Annotated in this window: 20 protein-coding genes; 15 read left to right on the top strand and 5 right to left on the bottom strand. The window is 67.5% G+C overall.

Translation table 11 applies throughout. The features are described 5' to 3' along the window. The first annotated feature begins 39 nt into the window (after positions 1-39). The 5 genes from NOV65_RS13865 to NOV65_RS13845 are packed head-to-tail and all read left to right on the top strand — an operon-like array spanning position 40 to position 4,741. Entirely contained in the window at positions 40-819 is a 780-nt protein-coding gene (locus tag NOV65_RS13865) for a ParA family protein (protein WP_257307091.1), read from the top strand. Then, positions 819-1,688: a ParB/RepB/Spo0J family partition protein gene (locus NOV65_RS13860; protein ID WP_257307090.1), complete on the top strand. Its 870-nt coding sequence runs from the start codon at positions 819-821 to the stop codon at positions 1,686-1,688. Before NOV65_RS13865 ends, NOV65_RS13860 begins: the two co-directional genes overlap by 1 nt. A gap of 8 nt (positions 1,689-1,696) precedes the next feature. Further along, positions 1,697-2,551: an acetyl-CoA carboxylase, carboxyltransferase subunit beta gene (gene accD, locus NOV65_RS13855; RefSeq protein ID WP_257307088.1), complete on the top strand. Its 855-nt coding sequence runs from the start codon at positions 1,697-1,699 to the stop codon at positions 2,549-2,551. After that, positions 2,551-3,780 (top strand): bifunctional folylpolyglutamate synthase/dihydrofolate synthase, encoded by a 1,230-nt coding sequence (locus NOV65_RS13850; protein ID WP_257307086.1) that lies wholly within the window; start codon positions 2,551-2,553, stop codon positions 3,778-3,780. Before accD ends, NOV65_RS13850 begins: the two co-directional genes overlap by 1 nt. 58 nt (positions 3,781-3,838) lie before the next feature. Further along, positions 3,839-4,741, top strand: coding sequence for a cation diffusion facilitator family transporter (locus NOV65_RS13845; protein ID WP_257307084.1), 903 nt, complete (start codon positions 3,839-3,841; stop codon positions 4,739-4,741). Here the strand turns inward: NOV65_RS13845 and NOV65_RS13840 are convergent, their stop codons facing one another. From NOV65_RS13840 to NOV65_RS13830, 3 genes are read right to left on the bottom strand one after another with little or no spacing between them, the layout of a single operon-like run. Next, positions 4,742-5,359, bottom strand: a complete 618-nt coding sequence (locus NOV65_RS13840) for a flavin reductase family protein (protein WP_257307082.1) — start codon at positions 5,357-5,359, stop codon at positions 4,742-4,744. Positions 5,360-5,361: 2 nt separating this feature from the next. Then, positions 5,362-5,796 carry a secondary thiamine-phosphate synthase enzyme YjbQ gene (locus tag NOV65_RS13835; protein ID WP_257307080.1) on the bottom strand — a complete coding sequence of 145 codons (435 nt, stop codon included), beginning with the start codon at positions 5,794-5,796 and terminating at the stop codon, positions 5,362-5,364. Positions 5,797-5,855: 59 nt separating this feature from the next. Continuing rightward, positions 5,856-7,703, bottom strand: a complete 1,848-nt coding sequence (locus tag NOV65_RS13830) for a PKD domain-containing protein (RefSeq protein ID WP_257307078.1) — start codon at positions 7,701-7,703, stop codon at positions 5,856-5,858. 142 nt (positions 7,704-7,845) lie between these two features. Here NOV65_RS13830 and NOV65_RS13825 point away from each other — a divergent pair, with 142 nt between their 5' ends. After that, positions 7,846-8,883: a hypothetical protein gene (locus NOV65_RS13825; RefSeq protein ID WP_257307076.1), complete on the top strand. Its 1,038-nt coding sequence runs from the start codon at positions 7,846-7,848 to the stop codon at positions 8,881-8,883. 6 nt (positions 8,884-8,889) lie between these two features. Here NOV65_RS13825 and NOV65_RS13820 read toward each other — a convergent pair whose 3' ends face one another. Continuing rightward, entirely contained in the window at positions 8,890-10,083 is a 1,194-nt protein-coding gene (locus NOV65_RS13820; RefSeq protein WP_257307075.1) for a S1C family serine protease, read from the bottom strand. A gap of 128 nt (positions 10,084-10,211) precedes the next feature. Between NOV65_RS13820 and NOV65_RS13815 the strand changes: the two genes are divergently transcribed. The 3 genes from NOV65_RS13815 (at position 10,212) to NOV65_RS15515 (ending at position 16,171) form a co-directional block, all read left to right on the top strand. Further along, positions 10,212-11,729: a tetratricopeptide repeat protein gene (locus NOV65_RS13815; RefSeq protein WP_257307072.1), complete on the top strand. Its 1,518-nt coding sequence runs from the start codon at positions 10,212-10,214 to the stop codon at positions 11,727-11,729. A 93-nt stretch (positions 11,730-11,822) separates the two neighbouring features. After that, positions 11,823-15,248 (top strand): methylmalonyl-CoA mutase family protein, encoded by a 3,426-nt coding sequence (locus NOV65_RS13810; protein ID WP_257307070.1) that lies wholly within the window; start codon positions 11,823-11,825, stop codon positions 15,246-15,248. Positions 15,249-15,322: 74 nt separating this feature from the next. Next, positions 15,323-16,171 (top strand): transglycosylase SLT domain-containing protein, encoded by an 849-nt coding sequence (locus NOV65_RS15515; protein ID WP_306672140.1) that lies wholly within the window; start codon positions 15,323-15,325, stop codon positions 16,169-16,171. A 6-nt stretch (positions 16,172-16,177) separates the two neighbouring features. Here the strand turns inward: NOV65_RS15515 and NOV65_RS13795 are convergent, their stop codons facing one another. After that, entirely contained in the window at positions 16,178-16,552 is a 375-nt protein-coding gene (locus tag NOV65_RS13795; protein WP_257307068.1) for an Hpt domain-containing protein, read from the bottom strand. 85 nt (positions 16,553-16,637) lie between these two features. Between NOV65_RS13795 and NOV65_RS13790 the strand changes: the two genes are divergently transcribed. From NOV65_RS13790 to NOV65_RS13765, 6 genes are all read left to right on the top strand, one after another. After that, positions 16,638-17,111, top strand: a complete 474-nt coding sequence (locus NOV65_RS13790; RefSeq protein ID WP_257307066.1) for a hypothetical protein — start codon at positions 16,638-16,640, stop codon at positions 17,109-17,111. 147 nt (positions 17,112-17,258) lie between these two features. Further along, complete coding sequence (locus NOV65_RS13785) at positions 17,259-17,768, top strand: Spy/CpxP family protein refolding chaperone (protein ID WP_257307064.1); 510 nt, start codon at positions 17,259-17,261, stop codon at positions 17,766-17,768. A 21-nt stretch (positions 17,769-17,789) separates the two neighbouring features. Further along, on the top strand, positions 17,790-18,902 hold the full coding sequence (locus tag NOV65_RS13780; protein ID WP_257307062.1) for a sensor histidine kinase: 1,113 nt from the start codon (positions 17,790-17,792) through the stop codon (positions 18,900-18,902). Further along, positions 18,899-19,630 (top strand): LytR/AlgR family response regulator transcription factor, encoded by a 732-nt coding sequence (locus tag NOV65_RS13775; RefSeq protein WP_257307060.1) that lies wholly within the window; start codon positions 18,899-18,901, stop codon positions 19,628-19,630. Before NOV65_RS13780 ends, NOV65_RS13775 begins: the two co-directional genes overlap by 4 nt. A 147-nt stretch (positions 19,631-19,777) precedes the next feature. Continuing rightward, on the top strand, positions 19,778-20,761 hold the full coding sequence (locus NOV65_RS13770; RefSeq protein ID WP_257307058.1) for a PstS family phosphate ABC transporter substrate-binding protein: 984 nt from the start codon (positions 19,778-19,780) through the stop codon (positions 20,759-20,761). Positions 20,762-20,975: 214 nt separating this feature from the next. Next, complete coding sequence (locus tag NOV65_RS13765) at positions 20,976-21,956, top strand: PstS family phosphate ABC transporter substrate-binding protein (protein ID WP_257307056.1); 981 nt, start codon at positions 20,976-20,978, stop codon at positions 21,954-21,956. Positions 21,957-21,985: the final 29 nt, after the last annotated feature.

Here is a 21,985-nt window from a genome sequence, read left to right as displayed (position 1 = left end):
TGGTTTGATCAGCGCCTGCGCGAAGATGAGGGCCGCCTGATGCGCGCCCGGGTGGTGGCTCTGGCGAACCAGAAGGGCGGGGTGGGCAAGACCACCACGGCCATCAACCTCGCCGCGTCCCTCGCGATGATGGAGAAGATGGTGCTGCTGGTGGACTTCGATCCCCAGGGCCACAGCACCACGGGCCTGGGCTTCCCCAAGCCGGATCATCGCGCCGGTGCCTACGCGCTGATGAAGGGCGCGCCCGCCGAAGCACTGCTGTTGAGCACCGAGGTTCCCATGATGCAGGTGATTCCTGCCGGGAAGGATCTCGCGCAACTGGAGTTCGAACTCTTCGAGCTGCCCCAGCTCCAGGTGCTGAAGCAGGGTCTGGCCCCACTCATGGACCGCTTCGATTACATCCTCATCGATCCGCCCCCCAGCCTCGGCATGATCACTCTGAACGCGCTGACAGCCGCGGACGAGGTGATCGTCCCCATGCCCTGCGAGTTCTTCGCCCTCGATGGCTTGGCGGAATTGACCGAGACCCTGCGCCGCATCCAGGCCGGGCCGAATCCCCGTCTGCAGCTCGGCGGGATCCTGCTCACCATGGCCGAGGAGCGCACCAACCTGGGTGCCGCGGTGGCCAACGAGGTGCGCCACGCCTTCCCGGGCAAGGTCTTCCAGACCATGATCCCCCGCAACATCCGGCTCGCCGAGGCGCCCAGCCACGGCAAGCCGGTGGCCTTCTATGACCTGCGCTCCAAGGGCGCCCAGGCCTACCTCAGCCTCGCGAAGGAATGGCTGGGTCTGGAGATCCCCGCGAGGAGGGAAGCCTGATGACCCAGCTGAAGCGTCCGGCCCTGGGCCGGGGACTCACTTCGCTCATGAGCCAGATGGCCCCCGAGGATGCCAACCAGCGGGAGTTGCCCCTGGGCAGCATGGTGCCGAACCGTGCCCAGCCCCGCACCCATTTCGACGAGGCGGCGCTGTCCGAACTGGCGGAAAGCCTGAAGCAGCACGGCATGGTGCAACCCATCGTCGTGCGCAAGGTCGGCGAGCAGTTCGAGATCATCGCCGGCGAGCGCCGCTGGCGGGCCGCGCGTCTGGCAGGACTCGCCATGGCCCCCGTGGTCATCAAGGAAGTGCCGGACGACCGGTTGCTGGAGTTCGCCCTGGTGGAGAACATCCAACGGCAGGAGCTCAACCCGATCGAGGAGGCCACCGCCTACTGGCAGCTGGGTGAGCATCTGCGCCTCACCCAGGAGCAGGTGGCGGATCGGGTGGGCAAGTCCCGCCCGCAGGTGGCCAACACCCTGCGCCTGCTGCGCCTTCCCGCGGAGTTGAAGGCGGACGTGGCCCATGGTCGCCTCAGCACCGGCCATGCGAAGGTGCTGCTTGGCGTTCCCGAGCCCCGACTCCAGGAGCAACTGGCCCACGAGGTCGTGGCGCAGCAGCTCAGCGTGCGCGCCCTGGAGGCCCGCATCCAGCAACTCCTGAAGCAGGCCAAGGCCAAGGGGGGAAGGAAGAAGCATCCCCAGGAGTTGTTCATCAAGGCGGCCGCCGAGGAGCTGACCCAGTCCTGGGGCACCCGGGTTGAAATCAAGGCCAAGGGCAAGGCCGGTGCCCTGGTGATGCACTATGGCAGCGAGGCGGAGCTGGACCGGCTCTTCGAGGCCCTCAAGCAAGGTCCGGCCAAGGGCCGGTAGGAGTTTTCATGTCCTGGTTCGTCAAGAAGCGTCAACAGAAGACCGCCGTCGAAGAAAAGACCGTCCGGGTGCCCGAGGGCCTCTGGATCAAGTGCGAGGCGTGCAAGGAGTTGATCTACCGCAAGGAGCTGGTCAACACCCACAACGTCTGTCCCAAGTGCGGGTACCACTTCCGGATCGGCGTGGAAGAGCGGCTCGAGAATCTGATGGACGAGGGCTGGACCACGCTCTTCAGCCACTTCCGGAGCGGGGATCCCCTCGGGTTCGTCTCGACCAAGAGCTACAAGGACCAGCTGAAGAAGCTGGAACAGGCAGGCCAGACCGAGGATGCCGTCGTGGTGGTAGAGGGCACCCTGTCGGGCCAGCCGGTGGTGACGGCCATCATGAACTTCGACTTCCTGGCCGCCAGCATGGGTAGCGTGGTGGGCGAGAAGCTTCGCCTTGGGGCCGAGCGCGCCCTGGAGAAGCACTGCGCCTTCCTCATCGTCAGCTGCAGCGGCGGCGCCCGCATGCAGGAGGGCACCCTCTCTCTGATGCAGATGGCCAAGGTCAGCGCCGCCCTCGCCAAGTTGGACAAGGCGGGGCTGCCGTACCTGAGCATCCTGACCGACCCCACGACGGGTGGCGTGAGCGCCAGCTACGCCATGCTGGGCGATCTGAACATCGCCGAGCCCAAGGCCCTCATCGGCTTCGCCGGTCCCCGCGTCATCGAACAGACCATCAAACAGAGTCTGCCCGAGGGTTTCCAGCGCTCGGAGTTCCTGCAGACCCACGGCATGGTGGACAAGGTCGTCACCCGCGACCACCTGAAGGACTTCATCGCCGCCTGCCTGGTCTGGATGATGCCCTCGCCCAGGGACTGATGCGCGAGGGGCTTGAACTCGTCTTCATTCCGCGCCTCCAGGCGCGCGGCCACCTCGGGATCAAGTGCGGCCTGGAGAACATCCATGCGCTGCTCGAAGGCCTGGGGCGCCCCGACGCGAACTTCCCCGTCATCCTCATCGCGGGCACCAACGGCAAGGGCAGCACCGGGGCCTTCCTAGCCCACATGCTGAAGGCCGCGGGCTTCGTGGTGGGGTGGACCACCTCGCCGCACCTGGTGGACGTCACCGAGCGGATCTGGGTGGACGGCGAACCCATCGGCGAGGGAGCCCTGGAGCTGCTGCTGGGAGAGGCCTTCGATTCCGAGGCCCGGACCGGAGTGAACGCCACCTACTTCGAACTGATGATCACGGCGGCCCTCTCCGCTTTCCGCATGACCGGCGTCGAGGTGGCCCTCGTTGAGGTCGGCCTGGGCGGGCGCTGGGACGCCACCAACGCCACGGATCCGATCCTCACCGTGCTCACCAGCGTGGGCCTGGATCACCAGCAGTACCTGGGTGACACCCGCGAAGCCATCGCCCGGGAGAAGCTCTGCACGGCCCGGAGCGGCCGCCCCCTCGTGCTGGGACCCACCCTGGATCCCGAATGGGTCCGCCCGCTGTTGTCGAACGAGCCGGTGCTTTGCCCTGCGCCGCACCTGGGACCAGCCGACATCCGTTGGGACCATTCCCGCGTGCAGGGGCGGCGCGTGGGTCTGGCGGGGCTCCATCAGCTGGACAACCTGGCCACGGCCTTTGAAACCATCCGCCAGCTTCGGGGGCTCGGCTTCCCCATTCCCGAAGAACCCCTCTGGGAAGGCGTGGCCCACACCCGCTGGCCCGGTCGGCTCTGGGCTCCGCCCGGCCTCCAGGGTTTGTGGATGGATGGCGCCCACAATCCCGACGGCGCCCGCGCCCTGGCCGATCACGCCCTGGCCTGCGGCGTCCGCCCCCATCTGTATTTCGGCGCCATGGGCGACAAGGATCTGGCTGGCGTCGCCCGGGAACTGAAGCGCATGCGCCCCCTGTCGGTGACCTTCATCCAGGGGGATGCCCCCCGCTACGCCAAGGCTCCGGACCTCTGGGAGGCCTGGGGCATCGAGGCCCCCCTGCTGACTCTGCGGGAGGCGGCCGCCCATCTGAAGGCGCCCGCCGAGGCCCCCCGGCTCGTGACCGGTTCCCTCTACCTGCTGGGCGACCTGCTGCGGGAACTGGACATCCGGGTGACCTGATCAGCTCGGTTCTGCCCAGCCCTGCCCGGTCAGCGGAGGGAGCCGTTAACCTGGACCCATGTCCACCGGTTCCACCCGCGCCATTGCCCTTGCCCTTGCCGCGAACGGCGGCATCGCCGTCTCCAAGTTCGGGGTGTTCCTCCTGACGGGAAGCTCCAGCCTCCTGACGGAAGCCATCCATTCGACCGCCGACTGCGCGAACCAGGTGCTGCTCTTCCTTGGCATGCGCCAGGGCGCCAAGCCCGCAGGACCCAAACATCCCCTGGGCCACGGGCAGGCCGCCTTTGTGGCCAGCTTCCTCGTGGCCTTGCTGCTCTTCACCGTGGGCGGCCTCTACTCGCTGGTGGAGGGTCTCCACAAGATCCGTCATCCCGAACAGCCCCATCATCTGGGTTGGGCCGTGGCGCTGCTCCTCTTCGCCATCGCCCTGGAGGGCTGGTCCCTGCGCGGCGCCCTCCGCGCGGCCGAATCCGAGCGACGCGGCCGGTCCCTGCTGCGCTACCTGCGCCAGTCGAGCAGCACGGAGCTGGTGGTGGTGGTGGCCGAGGACATCGCGGCGCTTCTTGGCCTGGTGTTCGCCCTTCTGGCGGTGCTGCTCACCTTGTGGACCGGGAACCCGGTGTGGGATGGCATCGGCAGCGTGGCCATCGGTCTCCTGCTCATTGGCGTGGCGGCCTTTGTGGGCACGGAGGTGACGAGCCTGCTGCTGAACGAGGCCCCGCCCCTGGCCATGCGTGCCGCCATCCGCGCCGCCGTGGAGGAGGACCCCGCCGTGGATCAGGTGCTGAACCTGGTGGCCGTCATCGTCGGCAGCGATCGGCTCATGGTGGCCCTGCAGGTGAAGTTTCGGGACCAGCCCAGCGGGGCGGCCCTGGTGGCGGCCATCAACACCCTGGAACGGGATCTCCACCAGCGCTTCCCCCAGATCCAGCACCTCTTCGTGGAGCCGGACGAGGCCTGATCAGGGCAGCTCCGAAGGACCGAGTCTGAAGGTCTCCCCCAGGGCGCCATAGTTGGGCCCCACCACGGAGGCCAGCCGCACGACGGGCCTCCACTGGCTGGCGTCCGCGCAGTCATACTCGGCATTCCAGATGCGCTCCGCGGCGTGGGCCACCACCACGTCCAGCAGGACCAGGGTGGTGACAGGCCCCAGGTCCAGTTCCCGGTTCAGCCGGCACTCCAGGGCGACCGGGGCCTCCCTCAGGCGGGGCGGGGCCACCTGGAGGGATGGCTCCGTGGCCAGCCCCAGGCGCGCCACCTCGCTGATGTCGGGTTCCACCTCGGCCCCGCTGGCGTGGAGGGGTCCCAGCAGGGGCAGGTCCGCCAGGTGGACCACCGCCTGGCCGTTTGCCTTCAGGTTGCGCTGGGTGTCCTTCATGGAGCCATCCCGGCGGCGGCCCACGGTGAAAGCCAGCATGGGCGGCCCGAAGATGCCCATGAAGCTGCTGAAGGGAGCCAGGTTCACCCGGCCCGCCTCATCCACCGTCGTGATCCAGGCGATGGGGCGAGGGATCACCAGGCTGGAGAGGATGCGGTAGGCATCACGCCTGGGGAGGGAGGCGAGGTCGCGGCTGATCATGGTCACTCCCCGAGGATCTTGATAAGGATGCGCTTGTCCCGGCGGCCGTCGAATTCGCCGTAGAAGATCTGCTCCCAGGTGCCGAAGTCCAGCTGGCCCCCGGTGATGGCCACGACCACCTCGCGGCCCATGATCTGGCGTTTGTGGTGGGCGTCGCCATTGTCCTCCCCCGTCCGGTTGTGGAGGTAGCCTCCCGTGGCAGGGTCGCTGCCCGCGTTGAAGGGGGCCAGCTTCTCCAGCCAGCGGAGGTAGTCCTGCTTGAGGCCGGACTCCTCGTCGTTGATGAAGACGCTGGAGGTGATGTGCATGGAGTTCACCAGGCAGAGCCCCTCCCGGATGCCGCTGTCCCGGACTGCCGCGGCCACCTCGGCCGTGATGTTCACGAAGCCGCTGCGGCCGGGGAGGTGGAGCGTGAGGACCTGGCGATGGCTCTTCATGGGCGAAGCATAACGAAAAACCCCGGGCCGGGGCCCAGGGTTCTCGGAGTCGGGAAGGGTCAGTAGCCGGCGATCTGGAAATCGTCGAAGTTCACGCGGTTGGCGCTGCCGTCCGTCTTGCGGAGTTCGAAGCGGATGGCCCCGGCCACGTTCACCGTGAAGGTGGCGGTGGCGAGGGTGGTGGAGGAGGTGGTCACAGTGCTTCCGGCCTGGGTCCAAATGGAGCCGCTGTTGGTGGAATACCAGAGGCCCCAGGTGGAATTGCCATCGGTCCCGTACTTGGCGTGCTTGACCGAGACAGTTTTGGCGCCGGTGGCAAAGTTGAACGCCATCGTCACCTTGCCGCTGTTGCGGGTGCGGACGCTCTGGGTGCCGACCTTGGGATCCGAGGTAGTGTTGCCGAGCAGCGCGTCATTCAGCGTCCAGGTGCCGGTGGCGAGAGCCACGGTGCCGGTGGCGTAGGCGGTCTTGGTGCCGGTGTCGAAGGTCTCCTTCAGGCTGCTGCCGGCGCTGGCGGCGAAGGCGGCGGCGATGGTGTGGCTGGCCGTCACGTTGCTGAAGGTGTACGAGCTGAGGGCCCCCTGGTTCACGCCATCCACCGTAACGCTGCTGATGACGTAGCCGGTGGCGGGGGTGATGGTGAAGGTCTGGCTGCCGCCATTCGCCACCGAGACGGCCCCGGCCGGGCTGATGATGCCACCGGTACCGGCGCTGGCGGTGAGGGTGAAGGAGGCCGGGCTCACGGTGACGGTGCGGGAGGCCGAAGCCGACTTACCCTGGTTGCTGGTGGCGGTGAAGGTGGCCGTATAGGTGCCGGCGGTGGTGTAGGTGTGGCTCACGGGCCCCAGCACCGCGGCGGTGGAGCCGTCGCCGAAGGACCAGCTGTAGGTGAGGGCGCTGCCGTCGGAAATGCTGGCGCTGCCTTGGAAACTCACGGATCCGCCAGCAAGGATCGTGGGGTTGGAGGCCGGGGAGACGATGCTCACCGAGGGCGTGGGGGCGCTGGTGGTGCCCGCCAGGTAGCTCGTAGCGTTCAGGAAGAAGGCGCGGTTGCTGTTGATGCTGTAGCTGGTGTGGAGGGACTTGCCGGAAGTGGTGGTCGTGCCGTCATCCGAAGGGGAGCTGTCGCTGATGGCCACCACCCGGCCGGAGCCCACGGTGCAGGTCACGATGAAGGAGCCCGTGTCGCCGCTGATCTGGGTGTGCAGGATCTCCTGCACGTTGGGGTTCTGGGTCGTGTAGAAGTTCAGGTACGAGTAGGAATGGAAGTCCATCAGGCCCAGGCCGCCGTAGGCGCCGTGGATGATGGCCTGGGCCGCGGGAGAGGTGCTGGTGGTGAAGGCAGTACTGGTGGTGTTCGCCAGGGCGTCGCCGGGGCCATGACCGGGGACGAACGTGAAGCCGAAGGGGTTGCCGCCGTTCACGGCCACCAGATCGTTGAACACGGTGTAGGCATCCGTACCTCCGGTGCCGCTGTAGCGGATGGCGCCGGGGTGGTTGCACACCATGAACAGGCCGCCGCCGTTCTGGACGAAGGTGAGGATGGCCTGCTTCTCGGTGGCCGTGAACTTGAGATAGGGCTCGGGGATGATGTAGACCGCGTAGTTCGCGAGGTCCTGGGCGTTGGTGGCATCCCCGTAGGTGACGCGGCCGGTGGGGGGAAGGGTCTGGACGGTGTAGCCGGCCTTGTAGAGGTCGAAGGCCCAGGCGCTGATGCCACCGTTCCAGTCGGCCTCGGAGGCGGGGGCTGTGGGGCTGGGGTTGGGCTCGCTGGCCGAGCAGATCACCCACTCGGCAGAGGTGCCGGCTTCCTCGTGCCGTGTATGGTCGAACAGGACCTTCTTGGGAGTCTGGGCCCCCAGGGCCACGGCCAGGAGCAGGGCAAAGAGAACGCGGAATGCGCGCATGGTCACCTCGGGAAAAGGGTTCTCCCCATTCCACCCAGACCGGGCATGACCGCGAGGTGAATTCGCTGCACTTAACAACAATTAACATCCCGGTGCCCGGCCGCCCTCACGGCACACTGGAAGGACCCCTCCAGGATCCGACATGCTGCTCCTACCCGCCCTCCTTCTCCTGATGCAGGTGCCACCCACCCCGGCTCCGGCCAAACCGGACCCGGTGCCTCCGGCCCGCATCGAGCTCACCACGCCGTTCCCGGTGCACCTGGGCAGCGTGGGCCCCCGCGAGATCCGGGAGGCGGTCTACGGCATCAAGAGCCTCCACGAGCGGCCCTTCCATCTGCGGGTGCTCGACCTATCGTTGGGCCTCAGCCTGGACGAGGGGCAACTGGCCGCGCCCCTGCAACCGGGCGAAGTCCGCATGGTGAAGGTGAAGGTGGATCCGGCAGGCCTGGTGGGGGCCATCAAGGGGGCCGTCCGGCTGGGCACCGACGATCCCGGCCAGCCCAACTACATCCTGCGCTACGACATGATGGTGCGGCCCGAGGTGACGGTGGATGCCGAGCGCAAATCCTTCGGGGACGTGGCGCCCCACGAGAGTCCGGAGCTGAGCTTCCGATTCCGGCGTGAGGGTGGTGATCCCTTGAAGCTGGCGCTCGCCTCGGAGATCCCTCCCTATCTCGACGCAGAACTGGTTCCGGGAGAGAGCGGATCGGACTTGCGCCTGACCCTGCGGCCCCGGCGCCTGAAGCCGGGTGTCACCGCGGGCCTGGAGGTGCTGAAGGTGGCCACCAACGCGCCGAAGCAGCCCCTGTTCACCCTCTACCTGGATTGGCGCATCAGCCTGCCCGTGGTGCCCGAGCCTTCGCGCGTGGTGTTCACGGAGCCGAAGAACACCCTGCTGGCCCTGGAGCTCCGCGCCCGGGACGGGAAGCCCTTCCGCATCCTGAAGACGGAGGTCCAAGGGCGCGGTTTCCAGGTGCTCGATGCCCCCGGGCCCGAGGCCGCGCGTCAGGTCCTGCGGATCCGGCGCATGGGGACCGGGCCGGAAGCCCTCCTGCTGGTCCACTGCTCGAACCTGGAGGAACCGCTCAGGGTTCCGCTCCACTACCTGGATCCCAAGGCCCGTCCCGCCAAGCCGGTGGCCCCGGCTCCGGTGCCGGAGGAACCGCACCATCACCATTAGGCTGGTTCAGATGCTCGTGGGTTCCTTCTTCTTCGGAACCCTGAGATTCAGCTTCACCTTGATGATCCGCCCGTCGCGGAGGACGTCGAAGATCACTTCGTCGCCCGGGGACTCGAGCTCCAGCATGGCCATGAACTGGCCTTCGTTCTCGATCTGCCTCCCCTGGTAGCCCAGGAGGATGTCGCCCATGGTCTTGACGCGGCCTGAGGCATCCACCTCGAGGGCGCGGAGGCCGGCCCGGCCGGCGGGCGAATCCGGATCCACCACCTTCACGACCAAGCCGCGCGTGATGCCGAAGATCTGCTGGGCCTCGTAGCTGCCCATGGTCTCGAAGCCCATGCGGGGCGGTTCCAGCCTCCCCCTGGCAATGAGCAGGGGTACCACCCGGTTCAGCGTGTCCACCGGGATGGCGAAGCCGATGCCCACGGACGCGCCCGTGGCCGCGGCGATGGCCGTGTTCATGCCCACCAGTCGCCCGGCGCTGTCGAGCAGGGGCCCGCCGGAATTGCCCGGGTTCACGGCGGCATCCGTCTGGATGGCGTTCAGGATCCGCGTGCTGTAGCCCGTGCCGATTTCGCGACCCAGGGCCGAGACGACGCCCTTCGTGAGGGTGTGATCCAGCCCGAAGGGATTGCCGATGGCGGTCACCTCCTGGCCCACCTGGAGATCGTGGCTGCGCCCGATGGGGATGGGGCGCATGGCGCTGAGTGGCGCGAAGACCTGGAGCACCGAGATGTCATAGGCGAAGCTGGTGCCGATCACCCGGCCCTTGTAGGCCTTGCCATCCGCGAGGGTGACCTCCACCTCGTCCACGTCGCCGATCCGGGTTCCCTTGTCCTCCACGGTGATGACATGGTGGTTGGTGACCACGTGGCCCCACTCGTCCCAGACGAAGCCCGTTCCCGTGCCGGTGGGGACCTTGGTGATGTCGAGGGTCCGGAGGTCCTGGACGGGAGCGATGGCGGAGACGTAGACCACGCTTGGCTTGGCCTCCTTGAACCGCCGGATGGTGTTCCGTTCCTCGAGGCTGAGGGGCGGGCGTTGCGCCACGGCCCGGGGGGCGGCATGAGCCCGGAACCGCTGGATGGTGGCCTCTTCGCTGGGGGGCTGAAGGGGGGGACGAGCCGGAGACTGGGCCAGGATGGGCAGGGCCAAGAGCATGGCGAGACCCTGGGTGAAGCGTCGGGGGCTGGGGATCATGGCGGCTCCTCGGAGATTATGCGGCCTCATCGGTGTGGCGGAGCATCCGAGGTATCGGGCCGGAATGATTGGAAGGTCACCTTCGCCCTTTGGAGGTCCGGGAAAAACCCGTAACCTAAAGCGAACTTATGCGCGAAGCCGACCCCCGTACCCGCCGCCTGGCCCTGGTCCTGGGCTTGTTGTTCCTCCTCATCCTGGGGGTCGGGGGTGGTGTCGCCTGGCTGCTGGCCGCCCGGGGGCTGCGCAGTCCCCTGCGCGTGCTGCTGATCACCCGGGCCCCGGGAGGCGCTTCCGGACTCGATTCCGCCGCCTGCCGGGCCATCGGGGCCCTGGTCCAGGACCACCTGGAATCCTTCGGGCAGGTGGCCGTCACCAATGTCACGGAGGTGCCCGGGAATCTGGAGGTCCTCCGCTCCCAACCCCGGGCCCTGCTGGTGCTGTTGGAGCCTTCCCGTCAGGGGGAGGCGCTGAGCCTCTCCTATCGCTATGCCTGGGGGGACCACCTGACCAAGGGCGCTCCCCCCATCTGGATCCGATGCCAGGGGGAAGCCCTGAAGCCGGCGGAAGCCTTCGAGGCCTTCCTCGACGGGTTTCCCAAACGCATCCGCAGGTCGGAAACCTCGGCGTTGATTCCCCGGCAGGCGGCCTGTTTCTGGGATCTGGTCAGGGCGAGCGCCTGGCGCCTCCAGAACGAGCACCTGGAGGAGGCCATGGGGCTGGTGGAGCGATCCGCGGAGGTGGAGCCCACCTGTGCCAGTACGTGGATTCTCCTCGGCAACCTGCGCTACCGGCGCATGTTGAACAGTCCGGCCGCCTTCCGGCAGGAGCAGGCCGAGACCGAGGCCCTGATCCAGCGCGGGCTGGGCCTGGCCCCCTACCATCCCAGGGGGGTCTTCCTCTTGTCCTTGCTCAAGGCGGACGGTGGCAATCAGGCGGAAGCCCTGACCCTGCTGATGCAGGCCAGGCGCCGGCAGCCCCACAACCCGACGCTGCTGACGGGCATCGCCTATGCGGCCCGGGGGGCCGGGCTGCTGCCCCTGTCCCGGCGGGCCATGGACCTGCGCGACCAGCTGGCCTTCGCCAACCTCCAGCCCCAGGCTGTGGATATCACCTGCCTGTACACCGGCGAGGTCCAGCGCTTCGAGGCCAGCCTCCAGGAACAGCCGGGGCACCTGCGCAGCACCTCCGGCGTGCTGCCCTTCTACCGGGGCTATCTGGCCCTGGTGCGAGGGGACCAGGCCTTGGCCCAGCGAGAGTTCAAGGCCGCCGCGGCCCTGGCCAACGGCTATCCGAACATCCTCCGCCTGAGCCAGATCTACGACCTGATCCTGGAAGGGCAGAAGGACGAGGCCTGGAAGAAGTTGCGGGAATATGACCAGGAACGCATTGGCATGCGCGAGCCCGACGGCGAGTTCACGCTTCGACTGGCGGAGGCCTACGCCCTGATCGGCGACCGGGCCAGTGCCATGGACATGGCGGGGCGCGCCTTCGCCCGCGGGTTCGGCTGCACCGCCTGGTACGAGCGCAGCCCCATGCTGGAACCCCTTCGCGGCTTGCCCAAGTGGAAGGCCCTCATGCAGCACCTGCGCGAGCGGCAGAACCTCATGGAGGACCGCTTCCCCATCGGCCTGCTGGAGGACAACTGACGCGGCCGGAGGACAATTGACCCGAGAGTGAACAGTGGCTTCGGATGAAAGCGGACCCCCGGTAGACTGAGGGTTCGCCCGAATGGGGGTTCCATGTCCACACTTACCGCGTCCGATACCGCCGCCCTTGCCGCCGAAGGCTATGCGCCGAAGCACAAGGTCCGCTTCGTCACCGCCGCCAGCCTGTTCGATGGCCACGACGCAGCCATCAACATCATGCGGCGCATCCTCCAGGCCACGGGCTGCGAGGTGATCCACCTGGGCCACAACCGCTCGGTGCAGGACATCGTGGAGACCGCCATCCAGGAGGACGCCCAGGGCATCGCCCTCTCCAGCTACCAGGGCGGCCACGTCGAGTTCTTCAAGTACATGGTGGACCTGCTACGGGAGCGGGGCGCCGACCATATCCAGGTCTTCGGCGGCGGCGGCGGCGTCATTTCGCCCGACGAGATCCGCGAGCTCGAAGGCTATGGCGTGGCCCGCATCTACAGCCCTGAGGACGGCCGCCACATGGGTCTCCAGGGCATGATCGACGACATGGTGCGCCGGTGTGACGTCGATCCCCGCACCACCCCCGAGTACCATCGCCTGGCCCGTCGCATCACGAAGATCGAGCTTGGCGACCTGACGGGGCAGCCCACCACGACCCCCGCGCAGGTCACCGTGCCCGTCCTCGGCATCACCGGCACCGGCGGCGCTGGCAAGTCCTCCCTCATCGACGAGCTGCTGCGGCGCTTCCTGGTGGATTTCCCGGACAAGCGCGTGGCCGTGCTCAGCGTGGATCCCACCAAGCGCAAGACCGGCGGCGCCCTGCTGGGCGACCGCATCCGGATGAACGCCCTCTACCACCCCGAGCTGCGGGACCGCGTGTTCATGCGCAGCCTCGCCACGCGCGCCGCGGCCCACCGCGCCACCAGCGAGGCCCTGGTGGCCAGCATCGCCGCCGCCAAGGCGGAGGGCTATGACCTGGTGATCGTGGAGACCGCGGGCATCGGGCAGAGCGACAGCGAGATCGCGGATCTGGTGGACCTCTCCATGTACGTGATGACGCCGGAGTACGGGGCCGCCAGCCAGCTTGAGAAGATCGACATGCTGGACTTCGCGGACCTCGTCGTGCTGAACAAGGCTGACAAGCGCGGGGCCGAAGATGCCCTGCGCGATGTGCGCAAGCAGTACCAGCGCGCCCACAAGCGGTTCAGCGAGGCGGCCGACGACATGCCGGTCTACGCCACTTGCGCCAGCCAGTTCAACGACCCCGCCACCAACTGGCTCTTCGTGAACCTGGTGAAGGCACTGGCCACCAAGACAGGCCTGGACTGGGCGCCGAAGCTCGAGGCGGAGGCCGGGAACCCCCGCCGCGCCGCCATCATCCCGCCGGAGCGGGTGCGCTACCTGGCGGAGATCGCCGACACCGTGCAGGGCTACAAGGCCTGGGCCCGGCGCCAGGCGGAGACCGCCGAGCTGGCCCATGCCCTCTGGACGAGCCTCCTGGCGCTGGGCGACAAGGTGCCTCCCGCCGGTGCCTTCTATGATTCGGCGCACCTCACCGAAGCCGGCGAAGGCGATCAGGGCGTCGCCATCCTCCTGCTCCGGCAGCGCTATCAGGAGCATCTGGGCGAGCTGCACGCCGAAAGCCGCCGCCTGATCCACGACTGGACCGAGCTGAAGCGCAGCTACACGGAACCCGAGAACATCTACGTGGTGCGCGGCAAAGAGATCCGCACGGCCAACTACACCGTATCCCTCAGCGGGTCCCTGGTGCCCAAGGTCGCGCTACCGCCCTACTCGGGCTGGGGTGAGCTGCTCCGCTGGCAGCTGCTGGAGAACCTGCCGGGTCGCTTCCCCTTCACGGCCGGCGTCTTCGAATACAAGCGCGTGGGCGAGGATCCCACGCGCATGTTCGCGGGCGAGGGCACACCGGAGCGCACCAACAAGCGCTTCCACTACGTGAGCAAGGGCCAGCCGGCCGTCCGCCTCAGCACCGCCTTCGACAGCGTGACCCTCTACGGCGAGGACCCTCACGTCCGCCCGGACATCTATGGCAAGGTCGGGAACAGCGGCGTCTCGGTCTGCACGGTGGATGACGCCAAGAAGCTCTATTCGGGTTTCGATCTGCTCTGTCCCACCACCAGCGTGAGCATGACCATCAACGGGCCCGCCCCCACCATGCTGGCCTTCTTCCTCAACGCGGCCATCGACCAGCGGGCGGAACTCTGGCTGAAGGAGCATGGTCAACTGGAGGCCGCCCAGGCGAAGATCGACGCGAAATACGCAGCGAAGGGGTTGACCCGCCCGCATTATGGCGAAGTGCTCCCCGACGGCAACAATGGCTTGGGTTTGGCGCTCCTGGGCGCCACCGCCGACGAGGTGCTGCCCCCGGAGGTCTACGCTAAGCTGCGGACCGAGGCCCTCCAGACCGTGCGCGGCACGGTGCAGGCGGACATTCTCAAAGAGGACCAGGCCCAGAACACCTGCATCTTCAGCACGGAGTTCAGCCTCAAGGTCATGGGCGACATCCAGCAGACCTTCATCGAGGAGAAGGTCCGCAACTTCTACTCCGTGAGCATCAGCGGCTACCACATCGCCGAGGCCGGGGCGAACCCCATCACCCAGCTGGCCTTCACCCTGGCCAACGGGTTCACGTTCGTCGAGTACTACTTGTCCCGCGGCATGCACATCGACGACTTCGCGCCGAACCTGAGCTTCTTCTTCAGCAATGGGCTGGATCCCGAGTACAGCGTCATCGGCCGTGTGGCCCGCCGCATCTGGTCCGTGGCCATGAAGGAGAAGTACGGCGCCAACGACCGTAGCCAGAAGCTGAAGTACCACATCCAGACCTCGGGCCGCTCCCTGCACGCCCAGGAGATCGACTTCAACGACATCCGCACGACGCTGCAGGCGCTCTACGCCATCTACGACAACTGCAACAGCCTGCACACCAACGCCTACGACGAGGCCATCACCACCCCCACCGAAGAGAGCGTGCGCCGCGCCATCGCCATCCAGCTCATCATCAATCGGGAGCTGGGCGAGGCGAAGAACGAGAACCCGCTCCAGGGGGCCTTCCTCATCGAGCAGATGACGGAGCTGGTGGAGGAGGCCGTGCTGGCGGAGTTCCGGCGGCTCGCCGACCGCGGCGGTGTGCTGGGCGCCATGGAGACCATGTACCAGCGGGGCAAGATCCAGGAAGAGTCCATGCACTACGAGCACCTCAAGCACAATGGGGAGCTGCCCATCGTGGGGGTGAACACCTTCCTGAATCCCAAACCCGCCGAGCTGGGCACGCCCGAGCTGATCCGCAGCACCGAGGCGGAGAAACAGCAGCAGATCCAGAACCTCGCGGCCTTCCATGCCCGCAACGCCGACCAGGCTCCCGAAGCCCTGGCCCGCCTCAAGAGCCTCGCCCGTCAGGGTGGCAATCTCTTCGGCGCCCTCCTGGATGCGGCCAAGGTCTGCAGCCTCGGCCAGATCAGCCAGGCCCTCTACGAAGTCGGCGGACAGTACCGGAGAAATATGTAAACCAGGCAGCCTGGCAAGGCGCTTGCGTCAGGCTTGAAGCATGGAAATCTCCGTGCACGTATCATGGAAGCTCGATGCGTCGCCTGGTCCTGCTCCTCCCCCTGGTCTCCCTGGCTCTCGCCGCCGGGGTGCCGAAGGCTTCGAGAGGCGGGGGGAAACCCGGCGTCACCTATCTCTACACCTACTACGACCGGCAGGGCCGCCTGGTGATCAACAACCTCCCGCCCAGCTACATGAAGGGCCAGGGGCTGATCCTCAAGCATGTGGGCGTGGGCAAGGTGCGCCTCGCGGTGACCCCTGCCGAGATGGCCCGGGCCCTGAAAAGCCCCGAGCTCATCGCGCTGGTGGACGAGATCGCCCAGGCCGAGGGCGTGGACATGCACCTGGCGCGAGCCATCATCCAGGCGGAAAGCGCCTTCAACTACCGGGCCCGCTCCAAGGCGGGGGCCCTGGGCCTCATGCAGCTCATGCCCTCCACGGCGGAGCGCTTCGGCGTGCTGGATCCCTTCGACCCCCGGCAGAACATCAGTGGGGGCGTGAAGTACCTGAAGTGGCTCCACGGCTACTACGAAGGCGACCTGAACAAGGTGGTGGCGGCCTACAACGCCGGCGAGGGCGCGGTGAACCGCTACAAGGGCGTGCCGCCCTACCGGGAGACCTTGGCCTACGTGCCGAAAGTCCTCGACCTCTACAACCGCAAAGCGGTCCAGCCCGATCCGAAATTGGCGGGCAGCATGGCCCTGCTGAAGAAGGGCCGGGGCGGCTTCCAGGTGGAGGAGCAGAAGACCGTGCCGGAACCCACCGCCCAGCAGCGGGCGGCCACGCGCATCTACCAGTGGACCGACGCCAACGGTCGGGTCCAGATCAGCGACCAGCCACCGCCCAAGGGCACCAGCGGCGTGAAGCCTTTCGGGGCGCCCTGAGGGAGATCACCCGCGTCGGGATTCGCCCTCGCGTACGTAGGCCTCCAGGGCCGCGAGGCTCTCCTGGAAGAGCGTTTCCAGGTTGGTTCGCAGCTCCGGGCCGGCTTCTACGGAACCGCCGCGCCCCAGGGCCTCCAGCTCCGCAGCCTTGGCGCGCAGGGCCTTGGCGCCCAGGGCTCCGGCACCGCCCTTGAGGGCGTGCGCCGCCCGGGAAAATTCCTCGGCATCCTGACGGGCTGCGGCGGCGAGGATGTCCCCGATGCGCCCCTGGGTGTCCTCCCGGAAGATGCCGATCATCTCGAGCACCAGCCCATGATTGCCGTCATCCAGTTCCACCAGGTTCTGGAGGGTCGTCAGGTCGAGCAGGTCCGAAGGGGCCACGGGAACTCCTGCCTCCCATGCTGAACCACGGGCGCCCGTCCGTCCAATGGCAGGCGCCACCCCCAGGCGGTAGTAGGCTGGGGTCATGACCGAAGCCGTTCCCATGTCCTCGGCGGAAACCGCCCTTTCCCTGTTGTTCCGCAAGCTGCATCCCCACCTGGAGGACACAGCGCACGCCCTGGCCAAGGGGGCTACCCGGCGCGACCTGGAGCGCCTCCACCTGAAGTTGCTGGCCGCACGCCTCAAGACCGTGACCCTCCTCGAGACAGAGGCGCAGGGACTGCCGGAGGATGCGCCGCTGACTGAGATCCTCGAGACCCTGGCGGCCAACCTCACCCCGGTGGGGGAGAGTTTCCGCCAAAGCCTGATCCTCACCCAGCTCTGCCTGGAGGAGGCTCCGGCCGAGCTGCTGCCCCACCTGCCCCCGGGCTGCGTGGCCGGATCGGCCTGGGGATCTCGCATGACGGACTTCCTGGCCCGCCTGGAGGATCCCGCCTTCCAGGCCCACCACCGCTGGGAGGCCATCGAGGAGGACATCGGGGAGACCGAGGAGGAATAGCACGACCTTCCACCCCTCGATTCAACCGCCCGGATCTGCCATTGAGGGCCCGGAATCTGCTGTTCGAAGGCGCCACCCAACCGGAGCGACCCAAAGCGCATCTCCTGGTGTGGACGGATGATCCGCCCCCGACACCCGGAGTCGCCCATGAACGCCCACCCCCTTCGTTTCGCCGCCCTCGCTGGGGCCCTGCTGGCCCTGGGCGCCTCTCTCTCGGCCCAGGACCCTGACCCTGCGCCAGGTTTCCGTCATGGCCATGGCCGTGGCGCGGGCCGGAGCCTCATGGGCTTGAACCTCACCGAAGCCCAGCAGACCCAGGTGAAGGCCATCCACGAACGCCATCAGGCGGCCTTCAAGGCCAAGGGGGAGGCCGCGGGGGCTGCCCACAAGGCCTTGCGCGAGGCCATGGCCAATCTTGCCACCGACACCAAGACCCTCCAGGCCCTGCATGAAAAGGCTTCGGTGGCCCAGTTCGACCTGCTGCTCGAGCATCGGGCAGCGCAGCAGGAAATCCTGCCCATCCTCACGGCCGAGCAGAAGGCCCAGTTCGAGAAGCGGGGCATGGGCCCCGGCTTCGGACCGGGCCGGGGCCCGCGGGAAGGCTGGGGGCCCGGCGCCGGTCGCGGCATGAACCCGGACGGGCCGCCGGCGAAATAGTCCCGGCTATCCTGGCATTCCATGCGCGCTTCAGCGGTCCTCCAGGCCACCTGGCAGCGGACGCGGCGCCCCCGCACCTGGGGCGCCGCGCTGTTGTTCGGGTTGGTGTGGAATGGCACCCGGGGCCTGATGGGCCTGCCTTGGCCGAGTCTCGCCGAGACGCTGGCGCCCTTGCTCTGGGTGGCCCTCTTCCTCGTCCTCGCGCCTCTGCCCTGGCAGTGGACAGGGGATGAGCGCCCCACGGCGGGGACCCTGCGCGGGGCGGCCCAGGCCCTGCCCTGGATGGCCGCCCTGACCCTCGGCGTCCTTCTGCTTCTGGGTTCGGCCGGCGGACCGCTGACTCCAGGCCGGGGCCCCGGGCCGGGCGCGACCATGATGGAGCGCGGGGGCCCCCACCGGGGCCTGGGGCCCCGCCGGGAGGAGCCGGGGCGCATTCCCATCCACCCCCGGTTCTGGGTCCTTGGCGTGGCGCACCTCTGTTTCGGGTTGCTGCTGGGCTGGGTCCTGGCGGACCGCGAGCGCGCCGAGTTCCAGGAAGCGGCCTACCGCCGGGTCGCGGACGAGGCCCAGGCCCGTGTTCTCCAGGGCCAGATGAATCCCCACGTGCTCTTCAACGCCATCAGCGGCCTGACAGAGCTGGTGCGTGAGGATCCGGCGGCCGCGGAGACCGCCCTGGTGAACCTGTCTGATTTATTGCGCACGCTGCTGGATCATGGCTCGCGCCTGCGGGCCCCTCTTGGCGACGAACGCCGGCTGGTGGAGCGGCATCTGGCCCTGGAGCGGCTGCGCCTGGGCCACCGCCTGCGCGAAACCTGGGACTGGCCCGAGGCCCTGGATGAGGTGGAGGTTCCACCCCTGATGATCCAGCCCCTGGTGGAGAACGCCTTGAAGCACGGCGTGGCCATGGCCCTGGGGGGCGGGGCCCTGGCGGTGAAGGTGGCCCGGGAGGACGGTCGGATCTGCGTGCGGGTCGCCAACACGGGGCCAGCACCGACGGCGGGGGAAGGGCAGGGCCTGGGTTTGCGGAACCTGCGCGAGCGGTTGCGCCTCCTCGGGGCCCCGGCGGATGCGCTGCGGCTCCAACGGGAAGGCGACTGGACCGTGGCCGAGCTGAGGCTGGAGGTGAAGGCATGAGCAGGCCTCCGCTGCGCGTGCTGGTGGCCGAGGACGAGCCCTTCAACTTGCGTCGGCTGACGCGACTGCTGCGGGAGGCGGGTTGCGAAGTGGTGGCGGCATTGGAGGATGGACCTTCCGTGCTGGCCTGGCTGGCCCGTGGCGAAGGTGTGGACGCCCTGTTCCTGGACATCCAGATGCCCGGCCTCACCGGGCTGGATGTGAACGCTGATCTGCCGCGGCCCATCCCCGTGGTGTTCGTGACGGCCTATGCGGAGCATGCCGTGCGGGCCTTCGAACAGGCCGCCACCGACTACCTGCTCAAGCCGGTGACGGCCGAGCGGCTGGCGGCCACCCTCCAGCGCCTGCGTGCCACGGTGGGGAATGGCGCTGGGCACGAGGCCACGCTCCGGCCCACCGGGCCCTTCCGGTTCCCCGTGAGGGCAGGCGCGGGGTTGGTGCTGGTGGATCTCGCGAAGACCACGCACTTCCTGTTCGAGGATGGCGTCGTGTGGGCCTTCGTGGGCGAGCGGCTGCGCACCGCGTGGAAGACTCTGGCGGAGGCGGAACTGGCCCTGGGGCCCAGGGTGGTCCGCGGCCATCGCCACCTGTTGATCCGGCCCGAGGCCGTGCTCGGCGTCCGGGCGGGGGATTCGGGCCGCCTCCTCGTCCGCCTGGCCGGAGGGGTGGAATTGGAGGTCAGCCGGGGGGCCGCACCCGCCCTCAAGGCCAGGCTGGGATTGACCTGACAGTTTCCAGGAAGGATTTTGCCAGAGCGTAAAGGATGCGGTGGTAGATTAACCCTGTCTGCAGGATCCGAAGGGCGCCCCATCCAGTCCCTGACTGGGCAGCGATGCGCCCCAGTGAATCTCATGTTTCACATACCAGGGGTCATCATGCGCCATCTCGTGTTTTCGCTCGCCGTCTGCACCGCCCTGCTCAGCCAGGGCGTGGTCCAGTACGCCCCCAAGGTGGATCCGAGCTTCCCAGCCTACGCCCCCACGGCCCAGGTGGATGGGGTGCTGGAAAGCATCGGGGCCGATTCGCTCGCTGATGTGTGGGAGGAGTGGCGGGTCGGGTTCAAGCGCGTCCAACCCAAGGTCCAGCTGAAGGTGGCGCATGTTCCGGTGCCGCGCGCCTTGAAGGCTTTCATCGAAGATGGTGCGCCCCTTCTCCACCTGCCCCGGGAAATGAAGGTGGAGGAAGCCCAGGCCTTCCAGAAGAAGTTCGGCTACCAGCCCATCAAGCTGGTGGTGTGCTACGACGCCTTCATCGTGTTCGTGAACGCGGCGAATCCCATCAAGGACCTGGGCATGGACCAGCTGGACGCGGCCTACTCCACCACCAAGCTCGCGGGTTACCGGTCGGATTCCACGGTGGACACCTGGGGAGACCTGGGGGTTCGCAACGGGGACTACAACCGGCGGCCCATCAACGCCTACATGCGCGCCGAAGGGCTCGCCTCCCGGGTCACCATCCAGGAGATGGTGCTTCTCAAGGGGAAGTACAAGCCCACCGTGCTGGAGTGCCCCGACTGGTCCGGCATTTCGGAGGCGGTCATGACCGATGCCTCCGGCCTGGGCATCGGCACCCTCGCGAGCTGGCTGAGCCGGAACAAGACCCTCGCCTTGACGCCGCTCCACGCCAAGGAAGCCGTGGCACCCACCCAGGAGAACGTGATCTCCGGCCGGTACCCCCTTTCCCGCACCTACTACCTGTATGTGAACCGCGCGCCTGGCAAGGACCTGCCCCCCGCGGTGGCCGAATTCCTGCAGTTCGCCCTGTCCCGGGAGGGCCAGGCTGCGGTGGCCCAGGCCATGTTGTATCCCCTGCCCACGGAGATCGCCCAGATGAACCGGAAGCGGCTCCGGGCCAACTAGGCAGGCCCCCGGAATTACGCTCGGATCTCCAGGACGCAGACTGGGACGAGATGAGATTGAAAAAAAGCAATAAATTGAGTTATACAATCGAATGGATTGGTAAAAATTATAGTAATTTAATCAAAAGATACTAGACTTGGGGAGTGTTCTGCTTTGGGACGAGTACCCGGCCGACGGTGCCCGGGGCTCGTCCTCCTTGTCCCCAGGAGTCTCCATGCGCTCGTTCTTCCTCGCCCTCACGGCCAGCACCCTGCTGTTCAGCCAGGGGGTCGTCCAGCATGTCCCCAAGCTGGATCCCAACCTGCCTTCTTACGCGCCGGTTCAGGACGTCAACGCGGTGATCGAAAGCATCGGCGCCGATTCCCTGACGGATGTCTGGGAGGAGTGGAAGACCGGGTTCAAGGCCCTGCAGCCCCAGGCCCAGTTCAAGGTCACCCAGGGCCTATCCACCACCGCCGTGAAGGCGTTGATGGACAACGCGGTGCCCATGATCCACCTCGCCCGCGAGCTCACCCTGGAGGAACACCAGGCCTTCGAGAAGAAATTCGGCTACACCCCCACCAGGCTGGTGGTCTGCTACGACGCCTTCATCGTCTTCGTCAATGCCGGCAATCCCATCAAGGACATCGGGATGGATCAGCTCGACGCGGCCTTCTCCACCACCCACAACGCCGGTTACAAGAAGGATGCGCCCGTGGACACCTGGGGGGACCTGGGCGTCCGGGGTGATTATTCCAAGCGCCCCATCCATCCCTACATGCGCGCCGAGGGCACGGCCGCGCGGTCCGGGATCCGCGACCTGGTGCTCCTGAAGGGCAAGTACAAGACCACCGTCCATGACGAGGTGGATTGGCCGGGCATCGCCGAAGCCGTGATGACCGATGCCAACGGCATCGGCATCGCCACGCTGTCCAACTGGCTGGCCCGCAACAAGACCCTGGCTGTGACGCCGCTGCAGGCCAAGGATCCGGTCCCGCCGACCCAGGAGAATGTGGTCTCGGGCAAGTACCCCCTGGCCCGGACCTACTACTTCTATGTGAACCGCGCTCCCGGCAAGTCCCTGGCTCCGGCGGTCGCGGAGTTCCTGCAGTACGTCCTCTCCCGCCAGGGCCAGACGGCTGTCGCCCAGGCTTCGCTCTACCCGCTGCCCGCCGACATCGCCCAGCTGTACCGGAAGCGCCTGCGCAGCAACTGAGGCCGGGCGAACGCCAAAAAAGGCGCGGA

Origin of the sequence: Geothrix campi, from assembly GCF_024609265.1 — a bacterium.
GTDB lineage: Bacteria > Acidobacteriota > Holophagae > Holophagales > Holophagaceae > Geothrix > Geothrix campi.
Note: the sequence above shows the minus strand (reverse complement) of the source record. Positions and strands in the feature narration are given on the sequence as shown.

Coding starts and splice junctions, on each gene's coding strand:
- NOV65_RS13865 (WP_257307091.1), top strand. CDS start 40: ATGCGCGCCCGGGTGGTGGCTCTGGCGAACCAGAAGGGCGGGGTGGGC.
- NOV65_RS13860 (WP_257307090.1), top strand. CDS start 819: ATGACCCAGCTGAAGCGTCCGGCCCTGGGCCGGGGACTCACTTCGCTC.
- accD (WP_257307088.1), top strand. CDS start 1,697: ATGTCCTGGTTCGTCAAGAAGCGTCAACAGAAGACCGCCGTCGAAGAA.
- NOV65_RS13850 (WP_257307086.1), top strand. CDS start 2,551: ATGCGCGAGGGGCTTGAACTCGTCTTCATTCCGCGCCTCCAGGCGCGC.
- NOV65_RS13845 (WP_257307084.1), top strand. CDS start 3,839: ATGTCCACCGGTTCCACCCGCGCCATTGCCCTTGCCCTTGCCGCGAAC.
- NOV65_RS13840 (WP_257307082.1), bottom strand. CDS start 5,359: ATGATCAGCCGCGACCTCGCCTCCCTCCCCAGGCGTGATGCCTACCGC.
- NOV65_RS13835 (WP_257307080.1), bottom strand. CDS start 5,796: ATGAAGAGCCATCGCCAGGTCCTCACGCTCCACCTCCCCGGCCGCAGC.
- NOV65_RS13830 (WP_257307078.1), bottom strand. CDS start 7,703: ATGCGCGCATTCCGCGTTCTCTTTGCCCTGCTCCTGGCCGTGGCCCTG.
- NOV65_RS13825 (WP_257307076.1), top strand. CDS start 7,846: ATGCTGCTCCTACCCGCCCTCCTTCTCCTGATGCAGGTGCCACCCACC.
- NOV65_RS13820 (WP_257307075.1), bottom strand. CDS start 10,083: ATGATCCCCAGCCCCCGACGCTTCACCCAGGGTCTCGCCATGCTCTTG.
- NOV65_RS13815 (WP_257307072.1), top strand. CDS start 10,212: ATGCGCGAAGCCGACCCCCGTACCCGCCGCCTGGCCCTGGTCCTGGGC.
- NOV65_RS13810 (WP_257307070.1), top strand. CDS start 11,823: ATGTCCACACTTACCGCGTCCGATACCGCCGCCCTTGCCGCCGAAGGC.
- NOV65_RS15515 (WP_306672140.1), top strand. CDS start 15,323: ATGCGTCGCCTGGTCCTGCTCCTCCCCCTGGTCTCCCTGGCTCTCGCC.
- NOV65_RS13790 (WP_257307066.1), top strand. CDS start 16,638: ATGACCGAAGCCGTTCCCATGTCCTCGGCGGAAACCGCCCTTTCCCTG.
- NOV65_RS13785 (WP_257307064.1), top strand. CDS start 17,259: ATGAACGCCCACCCCCTTCGTTTCGCCGCCCTCGCTGGGGCCCTGCTG.
- NOV65_RS13780 (WP_257307062.1), top strand. CDS start 17,790: ATGCGCGCTTCAGCGGTCCTCCAGGCCACCTGGCAGCGGACGCGGCGC.
- NOV65_RS13775 (WP_257307060.1), top strand. CDS start 18,899: ATGAGCAGGCCTCCGCTGCGCGTGCTGGTGGCCGAGGACGAGCCCTTC.
- NOV65_RS13770 (WP_257307058.1), top strand. CDS start 19,778: ATGCGCCATCTCGTGTTTTCGCTCGCCGTCTGCACCGCCCTGCTCAGC.
- NOV65_RS13765 (WP_257307056.1), top strand. CDS start 20,976: ATGCGCTCGTTCTTCCTCGCCCTCACGGCCAGCACCCTGCTGTTCAGC.